This window comes from Flavobacterium aquidurense (assembly GCF_002217195.1).
Classification (GTDB): domain Bacteria; phylum Bacteroidota; class Bacteroidia; order Flavobacteriales; family Flavobacteriaceae; genus Flavobacterium; species Flavobacterium frigidimaris.
This window is the reverse complement of sequence record NZ_MUGR01000002.1, coordinates 130,962-146,430: the sequence shown is the minus strand read 5'-3', so window position 1 is coordinate 146,430 and position 15,469 is coordinate 130,962. Positions and strand designations below refer to the sequence as shown.

Here is a 15,469-nt window from a genome sequence, read left to right as displayed (position 1 = left end):
ACTATGATACTAAATTATATCAACATATTTATTTACCAACTTAAGCACAATAAACTGTTTTCATTTCTTAATATTCTTGGTTTATCAATAGGAATTTCGGGATTAGTTTTTGCTTTACTTTATTGGAACGACGAACAGAGTTACAATGACTGGAATCCTGGAAAAGAGAATGTTTATCAGGTTTTGGTTCAACTAAGCGATATGCCCACATGGTCAGATTGTGCTTTATTCCTGAAACCGGCTTTAGACGAAGATCCAAATATAGAATCTACACTTTATGCTGATTCTGATTACTGGTATCAAAAGGATAAAATTATTTACAAAGGAAAAAAGGAATTTGTAGATAAAATTATCAATGTCGAACAAAATTTCTTTTCTTTTTTTCCTTTCAAAATTAGTCAAGGCGATGCAATTTCGGCTATAAAAGATGATTCCAGCATTGCTATTTCAGATCTTACAGCTAAAAGGATTTTTGGAAATGAAAGCCCCATTGGAAAACAAATAAAATGCTTTGACCAGCTGTTTTCTGTACGGGCCGTGTACCATATTCCCGGAAACTCTTCGATTGCGCCAAATGCCATCATTAATAAAATGAAGAAACTTACAACTTCCGGAATGACAAATCCTTTTATTTTAAAGTTATTGTTAAAAGTAAAAGACCCGTCAAAAGTTGATCTTACAAGACAGAAACTCGAAAGAATTTATAACCACGATTTTATTAGGCAACTTGCCAAAGAGGCAGGTTTTACACCCGAAGTTATGGCTAAAAAAGTAGGTTATTTTAAGGTTATTCTTGAACCTTTAGCTAAAGCCAGATTACATTCGGTAACAGATGGTTATCCTGAAACGAGAGGGAATTATCAGTTTTTATTGATCATGATGGGGTTGTCTCTTTTGATTCTCATTTTGTCGATTGTTAATTACATCAATCTGGCAACTGCTAATGCCGTAAAGCGGGCGAAAGAAGTTGGAGTACGCAAAATTTCGGGCGCATCTAAAGGCGATATTATTAGTCAGTTTCTTTTTGAAACGGTTTTAACCACGAGTTTCTCTATTTTACTGGCCTTAGTAATTGTAGAGTTGACTTTGCCGTATTACAATAACTTTTTAAGCAAAAACATTGAACTTCTTGCCAGTCAGTTTTACATACAATTGATATTGATTTTTATCATTACAATTTTGACTGCAGGATTATTTCCGGCCATTTATATATCCAATTTCGAAACTTTTAAAGTTTTGAAAGGAAATTTCGAAAGAAGCAAAAACGGTATCTGGCTGCGCAACGGAATGCTTATTTTTCAGTTTGCCATTGCTGCTTTTTTTATCATTGGCTCAAATATCGTATACCAGCAAATTAAATTTTTACAGCATAAAGATCTAGGATTTAAAGGCGATGAGGTAATTTCGGTTTCTTTAAATTTTCCTTCGGTTGATTACCAGGGAGAAAATGCAGCCCAAAATATTTACAACAAATACAATATCATAAAACAGCAGCTTAGCAAAATTAAAGGCGTCGAACAAATTTCCACGGGTCTTATTACGTTTGATGGTTCAGACAATTCTATATCAGCGGTTTTATACAATGATGAACTTTTTAAACAACGCATTATCCCTTTAGATTTTGGCATGTTTGAAATGTTAAATATCAAAATAATTAAGGGAAGAAATTTTGATAGAAAACTGTCTTCAGACACTATAAATTCAGTGATCATAAATGAAAGCGCATTAAAATTAATGAATCTTAAAGATCCTCTTGGCAAGGAACTTTTGATTCGGGAACAGAAATTAAAAATAATTGGTATTGTTCAGGATTTCAGTTTATTAAGCCCTGAATTAAAAGTGCCGCCAATGGCTTTTTACAATATCAAAATGTTTGGTATGACACATAATATTAACAAAGTTTATGCAAAATTAAAACGGGATGATATGGAAACTACGATTGCCAATATCGAAAAATTATGGTCGAAAGTCGATACCGAATATCCGTTTCAATATGATTTCGTAGATAAACAATATGCGAGAACTTATGAAGCTTATACAAAGCAAAAAAATTTGTTTTCACTGCTCAATATCGTTGTTATTTTAATTGCTCTTTTTGGATTATTTGCACTTGCATCTTATTCCATACAAAGACGCATGAAAGAAATTGCAATTAGAAAAACCCTGGGAGCAGATACGAATGTTTTACTGAGAGAATTATCGAAACAATATATTTGGTATTGCATAATAGGATTTTTAATCGCCATTTTTCCAGTCTATTATTTGCTCAATAAATGGCTGGAGAACTTTGCTTACAGAATAGAATTGTCCCAGATCCCGTTTATTTTTGGCTTTTTAATTTTATTAATTCTAACTTTAATAATTGTGTTGTCCCGTGCTTATGCAGCAACAAAAACAGATGTTTTAAAATATTTGAAATATGAATAATTTCCTAAAAAAATACAGAAGTTATTTATTACAGAGTTGTTAATTTATTTTAGTTTAAAGTTTTTCTACTCGATATTAGGACTAACTACAGAGTGGATATTTTATTTTTGCAATAGAGGATACTATCCAGACTAAAACAATAATAGATTTAATAAGAAATGATGGAAAGAATTTTTGAACCTGTTGATCCCGAAAATTGGGAGCGACAACCTTATTTTGATTATTTTAATAATATAATAAAATGCAAATACACAATCAATGCAAATGTTGACATTACAGAATTACTAACACGATCAAAAGAAGAGGGGGTAAAGTTTTTTCCGTCATTTCTGTACGTAATTATGCGAGCTGTAAATCAGAATAAGGAGTTTAGGATGAGTTACAACAGTCAAAATCAATTAGGGTATTGGAATTACGTTCTTCCTTCATATACGATTTTTCATGACGATGATAAAACTTTTTCTGATGCTTGGAGCGAGTATCATGAAGATTTTAAGCTTTTCTACCAAACAATAACGAGTGATATAAAGCAATATAAAGATGTTAAAGGTATAAAAGCACGCTTAGATCGTCCTGCAAATTTTTGTTCAATTTCGGTTTTGCCTTGGTTAAGTTTTACTAATTTTTCTCAGGATACCTATCAGGAATCTAATTTGATGTTTCCATTAATTCGTTTTGGTAAATATTTCGAGCAAGATAACAAAACATTAATTCCGGTTGCAGTATTTGTAAATCATGCAGTTGCTGACGGATATCATACCAGTAAACTTATTAATGATATGCAGGATTTTGCAAAAAATGTAAAAGATTGGATGCTTTAATTTCCAAATAATAAAACCTCCAAAACAAATGATTTTGGAGGTTTTAGTCTTAAATGAAATTTTTAATTAACCATGAGCAGCTATAGAAACGTCAGCCCATTCTTCCCAAGTAGCTAACTTTTGTTGGTAAACTTGTTTTGCAAGTGGCAAAGCTACTTTTCCTAAGAATAGGCGTAAAGGAGGATTTTCAGCTTCAACTAATTTAACAATTGCAGGTACCGTAGCGCTTGTTTTTCCGAAAGTGTCAGGATCATGTCCTTCTGCTATTGCTTTTCTAAGTCCATCATAAGCATCAATACTTTTACTATTAAATCCGTTCCCCCAGATATCAGTAACATAACCGTTTGGTTCGACCAAAGTAACATTGATTCCAAATTGTTTTACCTCCTGAGCCAGTGTTTCAGTAAGACCTTCTACGGCGAATTTCGATGCATTATAAAGACCTATATTAGGTAAAGTTGCTATTCCCAGAACAGACGAAACTTGTATAATATGACCGCTTTTTTGATTTCTCATAATAGGCAAAACCGCCTGAGTCAGCCAAAGCGTACCAAAGAAATTCGTTTCAAATTGCGCTCTTGCTTCTGTTTCGCTGGCTTCTTCAACAGCTCCGTTTAAGGCATAACCTGCGTTATTAATCAGGATATCGATTGTACCAAAATGTTGTTTTACTTTTTCTACAACTGCAAATGAATCTTCGCGTTTGTTTACGTCTAATGTTAAAGGCAAAATAGCGTCTCCGTATTGTGCTTTTAAGTCGGCCAGGGTATCAATATTTCTGGCTGTTGCAGCTACCTTGTATCCTTTTGCTAAAAATGCTTCTGTCCAGGCTTTTCCAAATCCTTTTGAAGCTCCTGAAATTAAAATTGTTTTTGACATGTTTTCTTAATTTTTAATTGTGAATGGTTGATTGTGAATTGATATTTGTTTAATTGTTAGTTTTTTTAAATTGATATTGAATTTTATCATTATAATTGTCATTGATATTTATTTTATTATATGACTGATCGGTCATTTTTTTAGTAAAAAAAATCAGAGTGTGTTTTCCTCTATAATTTTTTTCAGGGTTTTGATGATCACTTTCATCTTATCATTACTGCCGGACACTCTCGAAATGAGGTGACCACCTTCCATCATGGCAAACATAACGATGGCAAACTCCTCAGCATTCCACTCCGGATTAAACTCACCGTTGGCAATTCCTTTATTGACACTACTTGCCAATACTTGTTGATTAGAGTTACAGCCTTTGTTTATTTTCTCTTTTACAACAGGATTGGTATCATCTGCTTCTGTCCCAAAATTTAATAAAGGGCAGCCTCCCGCAAGAGGCGGATTTACCGCATTACTAAAGAAATCTATATAAGTAAAAAGTTCTTCTTTAGCCGTTTTACTTTTACTGATGGCTAACATAAGTTTATCACCTAATACCTTCATATTATGATCAACGGCCGCGCAGGCTAGGACATCTTTATTCTCAAAATGAACATACATACTTCCCTTAGACAATTTGGTCGCTTCCATAATATCACTCATAGCAGTTGCAGCAATCCCTTTTGTGTTGAATATTGGGGCTGCTTTCTCTATGATGAACTGTCTGGTTTCTTCTCCCTTTGTCATGGTAATTTTTCTTTACGGGTACAAATATATGACCGATTGGTCATGTTTGCAAATGTTTTTAATTTTTTGTGATAAGTTTAATATTTAAGATCTTGTTTTCTATGAGGTAATCGGACTATCAATAGATAGTTTTTTTGTTCAAGCAGATTTAAAAAACGATTCAGGCAGATCATATTTAATTGATCTTTTTTGGGCAGATTTTACAATTTTAAGACCTGTTTCAATTCAATAAAATCATTTTACATCTGCTTCAATCATTTTAAAATCTGCGTGAAAAAACGTTGTTGCTTAGTTTTCCGGAGTCATCGGGATTACACGAATATTTCGCAACAATAAATAAAAAAATGTTATAAATGTTTTAATATATGTATTTAACTACGTAGTTTTGTAAAATAAATTGTTACAATATGAAACCACTAATTATTCCCATAGAAAATAAATACGCAGATAAGGTTATCGATTTAGTTCTAAGCATCCAGCAAAAGGAATTCAATGTTCCCATTACGATCGAAGACCAACCGGATTTGTTAAATATAAAAAACTTCTATTATACGGATGGCGGTCATTTCTGGGGCGCTTTTATCAAGGAGGAATTAGTAGGCACAATTGCTCTGGTGAAATTCAATGATTCTCAGGCTGCAATTAGAAAAATGTTTGTAAAGAAAGAATATCGCGGCAAAGAATTTTCGATTGCCCAAAAATTATTAGACACTTTACTGGATTATTGTACAGCAAATCAAATTGATGATTTATATTTGGGAACAATATCAATACTAGAAGCCGCTTTACGTTTTTACGAAAGAAATCATTTTGTACGTATGGACAAAGCATCGCTTCCGGTTGGATTTCCGATAATGAGTGCTGACAATGTATTTTGCCATTTAAAACTAAAAGAGTAAGGATGAATATTATAGATCAATCAGGAATTCTGGCCCTTTCGACACGATTGCAACGCCTGAGCGAACAATTGCGAAAAGACGGCGCCTTGTTTTATAAATCGTACGGAATCGATTTTGAACCCAAATGGTTTCCGGTAATTTATACCTTACATCACAAAGAAGTATTAAGCGTTGTCGAAATTGCAAACGAAATTGGTTACACACATCCGTCAACTATTAGTCTGCTAAAAGAACTCGAAAAACAAAAGTTAATCCGGTCAAAAAAAGACAAAGTTGACGAACGTAAAAGATTGATATTACTGACGCCAAAAGGACAGGAATTAATTGTAAAAATGAAACCGGTCTGGGATCTGATGGCCAGTGTTCTCAGAGAAATTACCGACAATCAGAACAATTTACTTCAGGCTATTAACGAAGCCGAAAACAAAATCATGCACCAAAGCTTTTTGCAAAGAGCATTACAATTAAAAAGTGAAGAGTAGTTTTTTTTGAAAGATTCTAAGTTTTGGACTTATTGTAAACCTGAGAGGAGCTGAAGTATTTTGAAACCTGAAGGTAAATTAAGAATTTTGATTGTATTGTCTATGATTTAAAATTTTCAACTTTAAACTAATCATCGACTTTGTTAATCTGAATTTAAAAAACCTGGAATCTATTTTAATAAAGAGCTGTTTGCTGTTTTACTCTCCAATCTTTTTATTTTTTAAAGAAATGAATAAAAAGGATTTCCGTTTCAATCAGGGCCAGGCACTCGTTTTGATAAGAGACAGAGAAGATCAAAAAAAAACTCAGTATCTTAGCCTTTGAGCAACTTTCAAAAAAAACTTTACATCTTTTTTATGAACTCCAAAGAAACCCTCCAACAACATATTGGCAAAACAGCTTCATTGACAGACGAGCAATTCGATTATTTCTTTTCGTATTTTAAGCCACAATCTTTCAAAAAAGGACAAACCGTTATTAGTGCCGGAGACAAAGTTGATTGCGAGTATTTTGTAATTTCAGGCTGTCTAAAAGCTTTTTTTATCAATGATGAGATCAAAATGTACATTCTGCAATTTGCCATGCCTACGTGGTGGACATCAGATTATGATGCTTTATACAACCAAACCACTGCAACGATAGATATTGATTGTATTACAGATGTCGAAGTTTTGTGTCTTTCCAACAGCGATCGCGAAAAGCTTTGCAAAGAGTTCCATCAAATAGAACATTTCTTCAGATGGAGAACCAACAAAGGATATATCGCTTCTCAAAAACGCCTGTTATCTTTAATGAATAATAATACCAAAAAACGTTACGACGAACTTTTGGCATTATATCCACAGCTTTACAACTTAGTTCCCAAACATCTAATCGCTGCTTATCTGGGTGTTTCAAGAGAAACCCTTAGCCGACTGAATTCATAAAGTTTTTTTACTACAAATTAGAAGAATTATCATTTCACGCAGATTTAAAAAAGATTTAGTAGATAAGCGCAAAGTAGTTTATTTATAGATAATTATAAAAATTAAATCTGATCAATTTGCGAGAAATAAAAACGTTATGTCTTGGCGCGATTAAAAACTAAGCATATAAAAGATCCGCACCCATGTGCTTAATTTTTTTTTTAAATCTGCGTAAAATAAAATCTGCTTCTGCAAATCACCAATCTTTGTAGCGCTACCTCAGCAGATCCTTCGTTCCTCGGGATGACAAAATGAGAATAAATATCTGCGTAAAGCAAAGTAACTTTGCACCTCTGTAACTCTGAAATTTTTACCCTGAAAAAAAAGGATTGTGATCTACATCACGTAACCAATTTCTATCCCCACCGTTCCTTTGTACTGTACTTTTAAATACAATAAAAATGGAAACAACAAATTTTAAAATCGTAAGTTCAAAAAGCCAAATCGATTGGACTGGTAGAAAAGTTACCGGTGCGCATAATGGTACAATTGGTATCAAAGAAGGTCATTTTATTTTGAATGACGGAAAAATAAATGGCGGAAATATTGTCATCAATACCGCCTTAATAAAAATTCTGGACGTTACAGATCCCGATACAAATGCACAATTTGCAGGACATCTGGCTTCGGATGATTTTTTCTCAATTGAAAAATTTCCGACCGCAGCATTTGATATTCTTTTTGTTAAAGAAATTTCAAATGGTAAATATTATCTTGAAGGGAATCTTACTATAAAGGACATAACACATCTTACAGGTTTTGAAACCGAAGTAGAAAGTACTAACAATGCACTTTCACTTACAGGTAAATTGATTATTGATCGTACCCAATACGATATTAAATTCCGTTCAGGAAACTTCTTCAAAGATTTAGGCGATACATTAATCTACAACGACTTTGATTTAGATTTTATTATCACAGCCGAAGTAGCTAAAAACTAAAGCCATGCCTTACGTAAAAATCGAATTGACCCGCGAAGGTGTTACCCGCGAGCAAAAACAGGAATTAATCAGTGGAATCACCAACCTGATTACCGATGTATTGAACAAAGATCCGCATTTGACCCACGTTGTGATTCAGGAAATCGAACTCGACAATTGGGGTTACGCAGGAGATCAGGTATCTGTATTAAGAGAAAAAGGCATAACAGCCGATAAAAAATAAATATCATGAAAAAACAAACTGTAATAGTTACCGGAGCAGCTTCCGGAATCGGAAAAGGAATCGCCAAATACTTTTTGGACAGAGGCGATAACGTTGTCATCAATTCACTAACACCATCAGCATTAGAAAATGCTTACAACGAATTTGGAGCAGGAGACAATCTGGCCATGTTTGCCGGAGATGTGAGCAAGAAACAAACCGGAGAACAATTGGTAAAAATTGCTTTAGAAAAATTTGGTTCGGTAGATGTACTGATCAATAATGCGGGAATCTTCGAAAGCAAACCATTTTTGGAAGTTGATGAAGCTTATCTGGATAAATTTTTGACTACCAACCTAAAAGGAACTTATTTCACAACACAATCTGTTATTCCGCAAATGTTGAAACAGCAAGATGGAGTGGTAATCAATATAGGAACTCCTTTGGTCAACCACGGATTGGGCGGATGGCCGGCTTCTGCTCCGGTATCAAGTAAAGGCGCTATTCATGCCTTGACTATTCAGTTAGCAGCAGAATTTGGCAAACAAAATATTCGTATCAATACCGTTGCACCAGGCGTTATTCGTACGCCAATGCACGGAGACAAATCAGATCAAAGTGCAGGACTGCATCTTTTAAACAGAGTAGGAGAAGTCGATGACGTAGCCGAAATGGTGTATAGCGTTGCCAAAAGCAGTTTTATTACCGGTTCAGTCATCAATGTTGATGGCGGTAAGGGAGCTGGACACAACCTATAATTAAATGAGAACTATTTTATTAATTGCTTTTATGCTCTGTACTTTGCAGGGCATAAAAGCTCAAAATAACATTAAAATGAAAAACGAGGACGACGTGTCAGCAATTGCTGATGCATTAGAAAATTATTATTTTAAAGGAATTTACGAAGGAGACGAAAGACGTTTAGGGAGTATCTTTCATGAAAGCGCTTTACTTTTTGGAGATATAAAAGGTCAGCCTTATTTTAAAACGGTAGATCTTTATTTAAGTGGCGTAAAAAGCAGACAAAGTCCCAAAGATTCCGGAAAACCTTTCAAAGGAGAAATTTTAAAGATTAATGTAGTAAATTCAATAGCAGCAGCCGAAATTAATGTTAAAATGTATGACTTTAATTATCGGGATTTTTTATCTTTCCATAAGATTAACGGAAAATGGCTTATCGTCAGTAAATTGCTGACCGATACAAGCGAATAACTTTAAACAAGATAGCAATGTGGTACAATACAAAAGCTACAGCATTATTAGGGATTGATTATCCTGTAATGCAGGGACCATTTGGCGGTAATTTATCAACAATAGAACTGACTGCCGCGGTATCAAACGCGGGTGGACTTGGCGGGTACGGCGCTTATACAATGTCTCCTCAGAAAATCTTTGAGGTAGACCAACAACTAAAAGCAGCCACCAATAAACCGTATAATATCAATCTCTGGGTTTCTGATCATGACATTCCACAATCCGGTTTATTAGATGAGCAATACGATAAAACAGCAGCATTGTTTCAACCTTATTTTGATGAAGTTGGGATTTCGTTACCGGAAAAACCGGCTCCGTTTCAATCCAGGTTTGAAAATCAGTTAGACGTGATTTTGAATATTAAACCCAAAGTATTCAGTTTTATGTTTGGAACACTTTCTGCCGATGTTTTAGAACAATGTAAAAGATCGGGAATCGTAACCGTTGGCGCGGCAACAACTTTAGACGAAGCTATTTTTCTCGAAAATAATGGCGTAGATATGATTATTGCCTCAGGTTTTGAAGCAGGCGGACATAGACCTTCGTTTTTGGCTTCTGCTGAATCATCGCTAACAGGAACTTTTGTATTATTACAACTCATTCGTGAAAAAGTAAAAACGCCGATTATCGCTGCCGGAGGAATCGCGAACGGAAAAGGTGTCGCTGCAGCATTGGCATTAGGAGCAAGTGCCGCGCAGATAGGAACAGCTTTTTTAGCCTGCGATGAATCAAACGCATTACCCATTCATAGAGAAATGTTATTCTCTGATGCAGCAAAATATACCACTTTATCGCGTGCTTACACCGGACGTTTAGGTCGTGGATTAACCAGCAGACTAGCCAAAGATATTTCAGGTAAAGAAAAAGATGTTCTGCCGTTTCCGTTACAGACAACATTAATATCACCCTTACGAAAAGCAGCCCTTGACCAGCAAAAATGGGACATGATCTTATTTTGGGGCGGACAAATCGCACCAATTTTAAAACATACCAAAGCCAAAGAATTGATGCACGCTCTTATTGAAGAAACGAACGCTTATTTTGATGACCTTAGAGGATAATCTAATTCAGTAGTAAGTAACAAAGCCTGATTGTATCGATCAGGCTTTGTTTATGCATTACTTTTTTGGACTCTTTTTTTCTTTTTTCCCAACCAGATTAATAATCCTGTGATAGGCAGCGTCAACGCAAAAAGTGATACTGAAAATGCAATTATTTTGGTGGGTAATCCATAAATGCTTCCGGTATGAATAGGGTAGTTCAAACGTTTTATTTTATCTCCGTTCGAAAAAGATTCATAAGGTCTTGCCTCAATTTCTTCGGCTGTATATTTATCAAAATAAGCAGCGCTGGATTGATTTGGAATTGTTTTTTCTGTATTTTCTTTTAACACTAAAATACTATTAATGGTATCAACTGGCATCCTGATCTGAATATTTCCTGTATATGGAAAAATACTGTCCGCTTTATTATATATACTTTGATAAAAGGCAGTATTGTTTAGTTTAGGATCTGTTTTTGTTGGGTTTTTTACTTTTGCTGAAGGTCTTTTTGTTGTGCCGTCAGCCAGAAAATAAACCCCATCCTGAAACCAGGTAAAAGCAAAAGACAATCCGGTTAGGGAAATAACCAGTAAAATTAGAAAACTATAGAACCCGAAAGTCGAGTGAAAATCCCAATTGACTCTTTTGAAAGAAGCACCCCATTTTACTGTTAATCTTTGTTTTAGATTTTTGATCTTTTTTGGCCACCATAAAATGATCCCTGAAATAAGCATAATAACAAAAATCAAACAGGAAGTCCCCATGATAATTTGTCCTGTATCTCCCAATAATAATTGACGGTGTATTTTTAAAACAAAAACAAAAAACCTCTTTTCCTGTGGAGTTGTTGCCAGCACTTTCCCGGTGTAAGGATCGATAGAAAAAAACTGTGCTTTTTTATCGGAATCTTTGGCTAAGATTTGCATGGTGCGTAAAGGATCGTTGAAAGTATAAATACGGGTTATCTTTTTTATTCCGTATTGTTGCTGCAAAATGTCCGTGCAAAAATCAATTGTCTTTTTTGAATTTCCTATAGTTGAAACAGTATAATATTCAGGATTTATGGCTTTGTCAATTTCTTTTTCAAAAACCAAAAGACTTCCCGTTAATGCAGCGATAAAAACAATTAAACCCGAACCTAGTCCAAGCCATAAGTGCACAAAACCAACAGTCTTTTTAAATCCTTTTTTCATAGTATCCTATATTCTAAAATTCAGGCACAAATTTATACTTATTTAGACTAAATCTATAGCCTCTTTAAGAAAAATAATTATCATTTATCAGTGCCTTAAAGCCTTACTACTTTGCGCCATGCAAATAAGAAGAACGGTAGAAAAAGAAGATTATCGACTACTTTTTGTTACTAATAGTATTAAATAAGAGTTGTTTATATAATGAAAACGATGTTTTGTATGTTGCTAAGTCATTGATTTTTAATTGCTTGTTTGTAATCTTAATATTAATTTGACAGAATAGATAGAAATAATACTTGTTAAACGATTATTAATTTTTATTTTTGCGCTGTTTTTATTAATTCTAAATAAAAATAAAACCTAACCAAATTAGAAAACCAATGAACTATTTTAATCTAAGAACATCTAAGTTTTTATTTATTATTAGCTTTTTATTTACTGTCTGTGCGGCTGTTGCACAACAAAACCATGGGAAAATTAAAGGAAAAATAACGACTTCTGACGGAAAGCCGGCGTCTGAAGTAAATATTGTTTTAAAAAACTCTAAATATTCTACCAGCACCAATGAGGACGGTAATTTTGAACTGAACCGTATACGAAGCAATTCTTATACGCTGCAAATATCCTTGACAGGTTACGAAACTGTAGAACAGCAAGTTGTAGTTGCAGATAATGAAACAGCAACCCTGAATGTACAATTAAAGGTTTCGAACAAAGAATTGCAGGAAGTTGTGATCAATAACAGAAAAAGTCTGCTGTCTAAGAAAACACAATATGTTGCACGAATGCCTCTTAAAAATATAGAAAATCCGCAGGTTTATAATGTGATCCACAAAGAACTTCTTCAGGAGCAAATTGTAATTGATCCTGCCGGGGCTGTTAGAAATGCACCCGGAGTTGTACCGCTTAATTATCCCTCAGGTGGATTTGCCGTTATTTTTAGAGGTTTTACGGTGGGAATTAATTCGCGAAACGGAATGGAAACTCTTTCAGGAAGATCAAGTGTTGGTATTGCAAATGTTGAAAGAATAGAGGTGTTAAAAGGACCTTCGGGAACTTTGTTTGGTTCATCTGCCTCTTCGTTTGGTGGTGTTGTGAATCTGGTGACCAAAAAACCTTTTGAAGCATCGGCTACTGAAATATCCTATACAGCAGGAAGTTTTGGTGTAAACCGACTTACGGTTGACATCAATACACCATTAACGAAAGATAAAAATGTGCTTTTCAGATTGAATGCTGCTGTCAATAATGAAAAAAGTTTCCTGGATTATGGTTTTAATAAAACGCTTTCTTTTACGCCAAGTATTATTTTTAAAGCAAGCGAAAAACTTACTTTTAGCGTTGATGCAGAGTTGTTTAAAGTTAACAATACAAGACCGTTATACCCAACGGTTGCTACCACATCAGGAATAACGAACCCGGGCGATATACAATTGAATTATAAAAAATCATTGGTTCACGATGATGCTGATGCAAAATCATCTTCATCAAAAGCATTTGTTCAGGCCGAATATCAAATATCGGATCGCTGGAAGTCAACTACTTTGTTTTCTTATGTAAGTGAAGATTTAGACTATAGTTATCAGGTTTTGCCAACCTGGACTTCGCCTACAACTGCTACTATACGTGCAACGCTTTTTGGACCAATTTCGAGTAATTATACCAATATTCAGCAGAATTTTAATGGTGAATTTTCGACAGGAATCTTAAAACATAAAATATTGGCCGGTGTAAATTATAGGTACTATACAGATACATTTTCGTCTACACCAACTCCTGCGGCCCCGTTTAGAACAATTGATGTAACAACTAATTTTAATCCGGTTAGAAGAAGCGAGATTGATAAAGTATTGCTGGTACCGGTCATAAGAGCCGGACGTGATGAATATACTTTTAGCGGGTATGCCTCTTATGTATTAAGTGTTGCAGACAGGTTATACGCAATGGCGAGTTTACGTTTGGATAATTTTGATCGAAAAGAAAGCGGAACCGTACCGGGATATAGTCAAAACTCATTGTCACCAAAATTAGGAATAGTTTACCAGATTGTTAAGGATCAGGTTTCTGTATTTGGAAATTACATGAACGGATTTCAGAATTTAGCGCCCGTTACACAACCTGCTGGTGAGCAGCTTATATTAGATCCTTTATATGCAAATCAGTATGAGGGAGGTATAAAAGCTGAAATGTTTAATAAAAAATTAAGCGCTACAGTGAGTTATTACAAAATCACAAATGATAACGCTGTAATACGACAAACGGATCTGACGTACCAACAAGATGGAAAACAGGTCAGTAAAGGAGTTGAATTTGAATTTCTTGCCAATCCGTTTCCGGGTTTAGACATTACAGCAGGATATGCATATAATGATAATCGCATTGTAAAAACAAGTGCGGCCAATAAAGCTATCGAAGGCAATAAGGCACAAGATGCCCCTGAAGATGTAGTCAACTTTTGGGCTTCATATAAATTTCAAAGTGTTTTAAAAGGTCTTGGTATTGGTGTTGGTGCGAATTATGTAGACAAAAGTTATATGGCGACCACAAATACTTTTTATATTCCGTCATACACGATTTACAATCAAACGATATTCTACGAGCAATCAAACTGGAGAGTGGGAGTTAAGATAAATAATCTTTCCAATAAAAAATACTGGAGCTCATGGGGAGCGCCTCAGCCTCCCGCAAATTTCTTAGTGAATCTAACATTCAAATTTTAGAGAATAACTTTAGAAAACAACCATGTACTCCGGTACCTTGTTATAGTTTCTAAAAGTAAAAATATTTTTTGTTTTTTTATTTGAGGGTTTCTGACAATCTTTTTTGTCAGGAACCTTTTTTTATTGAAGCTATTGGCATCCATAAAAAAATCCCTCAACATTAAATATGGAGGGATTTGATTTTTATTGCCTAATTGTTTTATTGAAAGTGATCGGGATTATTTAGTCACTTTTTTGAATCTCATCATCGGGATATCCTTCATGATTAAATTCAGTTTACCTTCTTTATCAATAGAATAGCTATCAATATCTTTAATAGTTTTTGTAAAAACCTGCTCTCCGCCACCTTCACAATACATTAAAGTAGCCGGGCCCTGTTCTCCAAAAGTAAGTGATTTTCCTTTTAGCGTAAACGGTGCGCTGTAGCCATTGCAACCTGCATTTCCGGATACTTGTTTAGTCGCTTCATCAAATTTAATAAATGGTTTTTTATCCGGAAATAAACCTTCAAAAGCAATACGCGGACCGGTAATATACTCCAGTTCCCAAGTTGTATTATAAAGATCGGCCGTTTTTGAAGTGTCTTTCATTGAAGTACAAGAATTAAAAGATAATGCTAAAATAGCAACGAATACCAATACGTAATTTTTCATAAAATAAGATTTTAAAACATAAATTTAAAGATTTTAATCAAAATTCAGGCCATAAATCTGACTTATTTTTAGTTTTAAATTTTGTAATAATTAAAAACAAAGAAAATATCGGCTTAGATTATTAAGGCATAATATGTTATTGTACTTTTGGTTTGCTCGTACACATAGAGAAATAAAGTTTCAATTTCTCAACACATGTAAATGTTTTTGCATTTTCTATAGCTGAATTTTGCCTCATCATTAAAAAT

The 15,469-nt window shown here is 34.3% G+C and carries 15 protein-coding genes; 11 read left to right on the top strand and 4 right to left on the bottom strand.

Annotated features, from left to right (window positions below; genetic code table 11):
- Positions 1-3: 3 nt before the first annotated feature.
- Together B0A67_RS01815 and B0A67_RS01810 are read left to right on the top strand one after the other, a co-directional pair.
- The gene (locus B0A67_RS01815) at positions 4-2,427 is read left to right on the top strand and encodes an ABC transporter permease (RefSeq protein ID WP_072958257.1); all 2,424 of its coding nucleotides are present in this window, start codon (positions 4-6) and stop codon (positions 2,425-2,427) included.
- A gap of 158 nt (positions 2,428-2,585) precedes the next feature.
- The gene (locus B0A67_RS01810) at positions 2,586-3,248 is read left to right on the top strand and encodes a chloramphenicol acetyltransferase (protein WP_207557296.1); all 663 of its coding nucleotides are present in this window, start codon (positions 2,586-2,588) and stop codon (positions 3,246-3,248) included.
- 66 nt (positions 3,249-3,314) lie between these two features.
- On the opposite strand, the gene B0A67_RS01805 is transcribed toward B0A67_RS01810, so the two are convergent.
- The gene (locus B0A67_RS01805) at positions 3,315-4,127 is read right to left on the bottom strand and encodes an SDR family NAD(P)-dependent oxidoreductase (RefSeq protein WP_072958262.1); all 813 of its coding nucleotides are present in this window, start codon (positions 4,125-4,127) and stop codon (positions 3,315-3,317) included.
- A 153-nt stretch (positions 4,128-4,280) separates the two neighbouring features.
- The gene (locus B0A67_RS01800; RefSeq protein WP_072958265.1) at positions 4,281-4,868 is read right to left on the bottom strand and encodes a TetR/AcrR family transcriptional regulator; all 588 of its coding nucleotides are present in this window, start codon (positions 4,866-4,868) and stop codon (positions 4,281-4,283) included.
- A 407-nt stretch (positions 4,869-5,275) separates the two neighbouring features.
- Between B0A67_RS01800 and B0A67_RS01795 the strand changes: the two genes are divergently transcribed.
- The 8 genes from B0A67_RS01795 to B0A67_RS01760 all read left to right on the top strand — a co-directional run bounded on the left by B0A67_RS01795 (position 5,276) and on the right by B0A67_RS01760 (position 10,673).
- Positions 5,276-5,767 carry a GNAT family N-acetyltransferase gene (locus B0A67_RS01795; protein ID WP_072958268.1) on the top strand — a complete coding sequence of 164 codons (492 nt, stop codon included), beginning with the start codon at positions 5,276-5,278 and terminating at the stop codon, positions 5,765-5,767.
- A 2-nt stretch (positions 5,768-5,769) separates the two neighbouring features.
- Positions 5,770-6,249 (top strand): MarR family winged helix-turn-helix transcriptional regulator, encoded by a 480-nt coding sequence (locus B0A67_RS01790; RefSeq protein WP_072958272.1) that lies wholly within the window; start codon positions 5,770-5,772, stop codon positions 6,247-6,249.
- 357 nt (positions 6,250-6,606) lie between these two features.
- On the top strand, positions 6,607-7,176 hold the full coding sequence (locus B0A67_RS01785) for a Crp/Fnr family transcriptional regulator (protein WP_072958275.1): 570 nt from the start codon (positions 6,607-6,609) through the stop codon (positions 7,174-7,176).
- A 440-nt stretch (positions 7,177-7,616) separates the two neighbouring features.
- The gene (locus B0A67_RS01780) at positions 7,617-8,156 is read left to right on the top strand and encodes a YceI family protein (RefSeq protein WP_072958278.1); all 540 of its coding nucleotides are present in this window, start codon (positions 7,617-7,619) and stop codon (positions 8,154-8,156) included.
- A 4-nt stretch (positions 8,157-8,160) separates the two neighbouring features.
- Positions 8,161-8,379, top strand: coding sequence for a tautomerase family protein (locus B0A67_RS01775; protein WP_072958282.1), 219 nt, complete (start codon positions 8,161-8,163; stop codon positions 8,377-8,379).
- A 5-nt stretch (positions 8,380-8,384) separates the two neighbouring features.
- Positions 8,385-9,116, top strand: a complete 732-nt coding sequence (locus tag B0A67_RS01770; protein ID WP_072958285.1) for an SDR family NAD(P)-dependent oxidoreductase — start codon at positions 8,385-8,387, stop codon at positions 9,114-9,116.
- 76 nt (positions 9,117-9,192) lie between these two features.
- Positions 9,193-9,570, top strand: a complete 378-nt coding sequence (locus B0A67_RS01765) for a nuclear transport factor 2 family protein (RefSeq protein WP_242670906.1) — start codon at positions 9,193-9,195, stop codon at positions 9,568-9,570.
- A gap of 17 nt (positions 9,571-9,587) precedes the next feature.
- Positions 9,588-10,673: an NAD(P)H-dependent flavin oxidoreductase gene (locus B0A67_RS01760; RefSeq protein WP_072958292.1), complete on the top strand. Its 1,086-nt coding sequence runs from the start codon at positions 9,588-9,590 to the stop codon at positions 10,671-10,673.
- 50 nt (positions 10,674-10,723) lie between these two features.
- On the opposite strand, the gene B0A67_RS01755 is transcribed toward B0A67_RS01760, so the two are convergent.
- Positions 10,724-11,848: a PepSY-associated TM helix domain-containing protein gene (locus tag B0A67_RS01755; RefSeq protein ID WP_072958295.1), complete on the bottom strand. Its 1,125-nt coding sequence runs from the start codon at positions 11,846-11,848 to the stop codon at positions 10,724-10,726.
- 380 nt (positions 11,849-12,228) lie between these two features.
- On the opposite strand from B0A67_RS01755, the gene B0A67_RS01750 reads away from it, so the two are divergent.
- Positions 12,229-14,568 carry a TonB-dependent receptor gene (locus tag B0A67_RS01750; RefSeq protein WP_072958299.1) on the top strand — a complete coding sequence of 780 codons (2,340 nt, stop codon included), beginning with the start codon at positions 12,229-12,231 and terminating at the stop codon, positions 14,566-14,568.
- Positions 14,569-14,786: 218 nt separating this feature from the next.
- Here the strand turns inward: B0A67_RS01750 and B0A67_RS01745 are convergent, their stop codons facing one another.
- Positions 14,787-15,221, bottom strand: coding sequence for an META domain-containing protein (locus B0A67_RS01745; protein ID WP_072958302.1), 435 nt, complete (start codon positions 15,219-15,221; stop codon positions 14,787-14,789).
- Positions 15,222-15,469: the final 248 nt, after the last annotated feature.

Excerpts from the sequence above, each read along its gene's own strand:
- B0A67_RS01815 (WP_072958257.1), top strand. The coding sequence starts at position 4 with ATGATACTAAATTATATCAACATATTTATTTACCAACTTAAGCACAAT.
- B0A67_RS01810 (WP_207557296.1), top strand. The coding sequence starts at position 2,586 with ATGATGGAAAGAATTTTTGAACCTGTTGATCCCGAAAATTGGGAGCGA.
- B0A67_RS01805 (WP_072958262.1), bottom strand. The coding sequence starts at position 4,127 with ATGTCAAAAACAATTTTAATTTCAGGAGCTTCAAAAGGATTTGGAAAA.
- B0A67_RS01800 (WP_072958265.1), bottom strand. The coding sequence starts at position 4,868 with ATGACAAAGGGAGAAGAAACCAGACAGTTCATCATAGAGAAAGCAGCC.
- B0A67_RS01795 (WP_072958268.1), top strand. The coding sequence starts at position 5,276 with ATGAAACCACTAATTATTCCCATAGAAAATAAATACGCAGATAAGGTT.
- B0A67_RS01790 (WP_072958272.1), top strand. The coding sequence starts at position 5,770 with ATGAATATTATAGATCAATCAGGAATTCTGGCCCTTTCGACACGATTG.
- B0A67_RS01785 (WP_072958275.1), top strand. The coding sequence starts at position 6,607 with ATGAACTCCAAAGAAACCCTCCAACAACATATTGGCAAAACAGCTTCA.
- B0A67_RS01780 (WP_072958278.1), top strand. The coding sequence starts at position 7,617 with ATGGAAACAACAAATTTTAAAATCGTAAGTTCAAAAAGCCAAATCGAT.
- B0A67_RS01775 (WP_072958282.1), top strand. The coding sequence starts at position 8,161 with ATGCCTTACGTAAAAATCGAATTGACCCGCGAAGGTGTTACCCGCGAG.
- B0A67_RS01770 (WP_072958285.1), top strand. The coding sequence starts at position 8,385 with ATGAAAAAACAAACTGTAATAGTTACCGGAGCAGCTTCCGGAATCGGA.
- B0A67_RS01765 (WP_242670906.1), top strand. The coding sequence starts at position 9,193 with ATGAAAAACGAGGACGACGTGTCAGCAATTGCTGATGCATTAGAAAAT.
- B0A67_RS01760 (WP_072958292.1), top strand. The coding sequence starts at position 9,588 with ATGTGGTACAATACAAAAGCTACAGCATTATTAGGGATTGATTATCCT.
- B0A67_RS01755 (WP_072958295.1), bottom strand. The coding sequence starts at position 11,848 with ATGAAAAAAGGATTTAAAAAGACTGTTGGTTTTGTGCACTTATGGCTT.
- B0A67_RS01750 (WP_072958299.1), top strand. The coding sequence starts at position 12,229 with ATGAACTATTTTAATCTAAGAACATCTAAGTTTTTATTTATTATTAGC.
- B0A67_RS01745 (WP_072958302.1), bottom strand. The coding sequence starts at position 15,221 with ATGAAAAATTACGTATTGGTATTCGTTGCTATTTTAGCATTATCTTTT.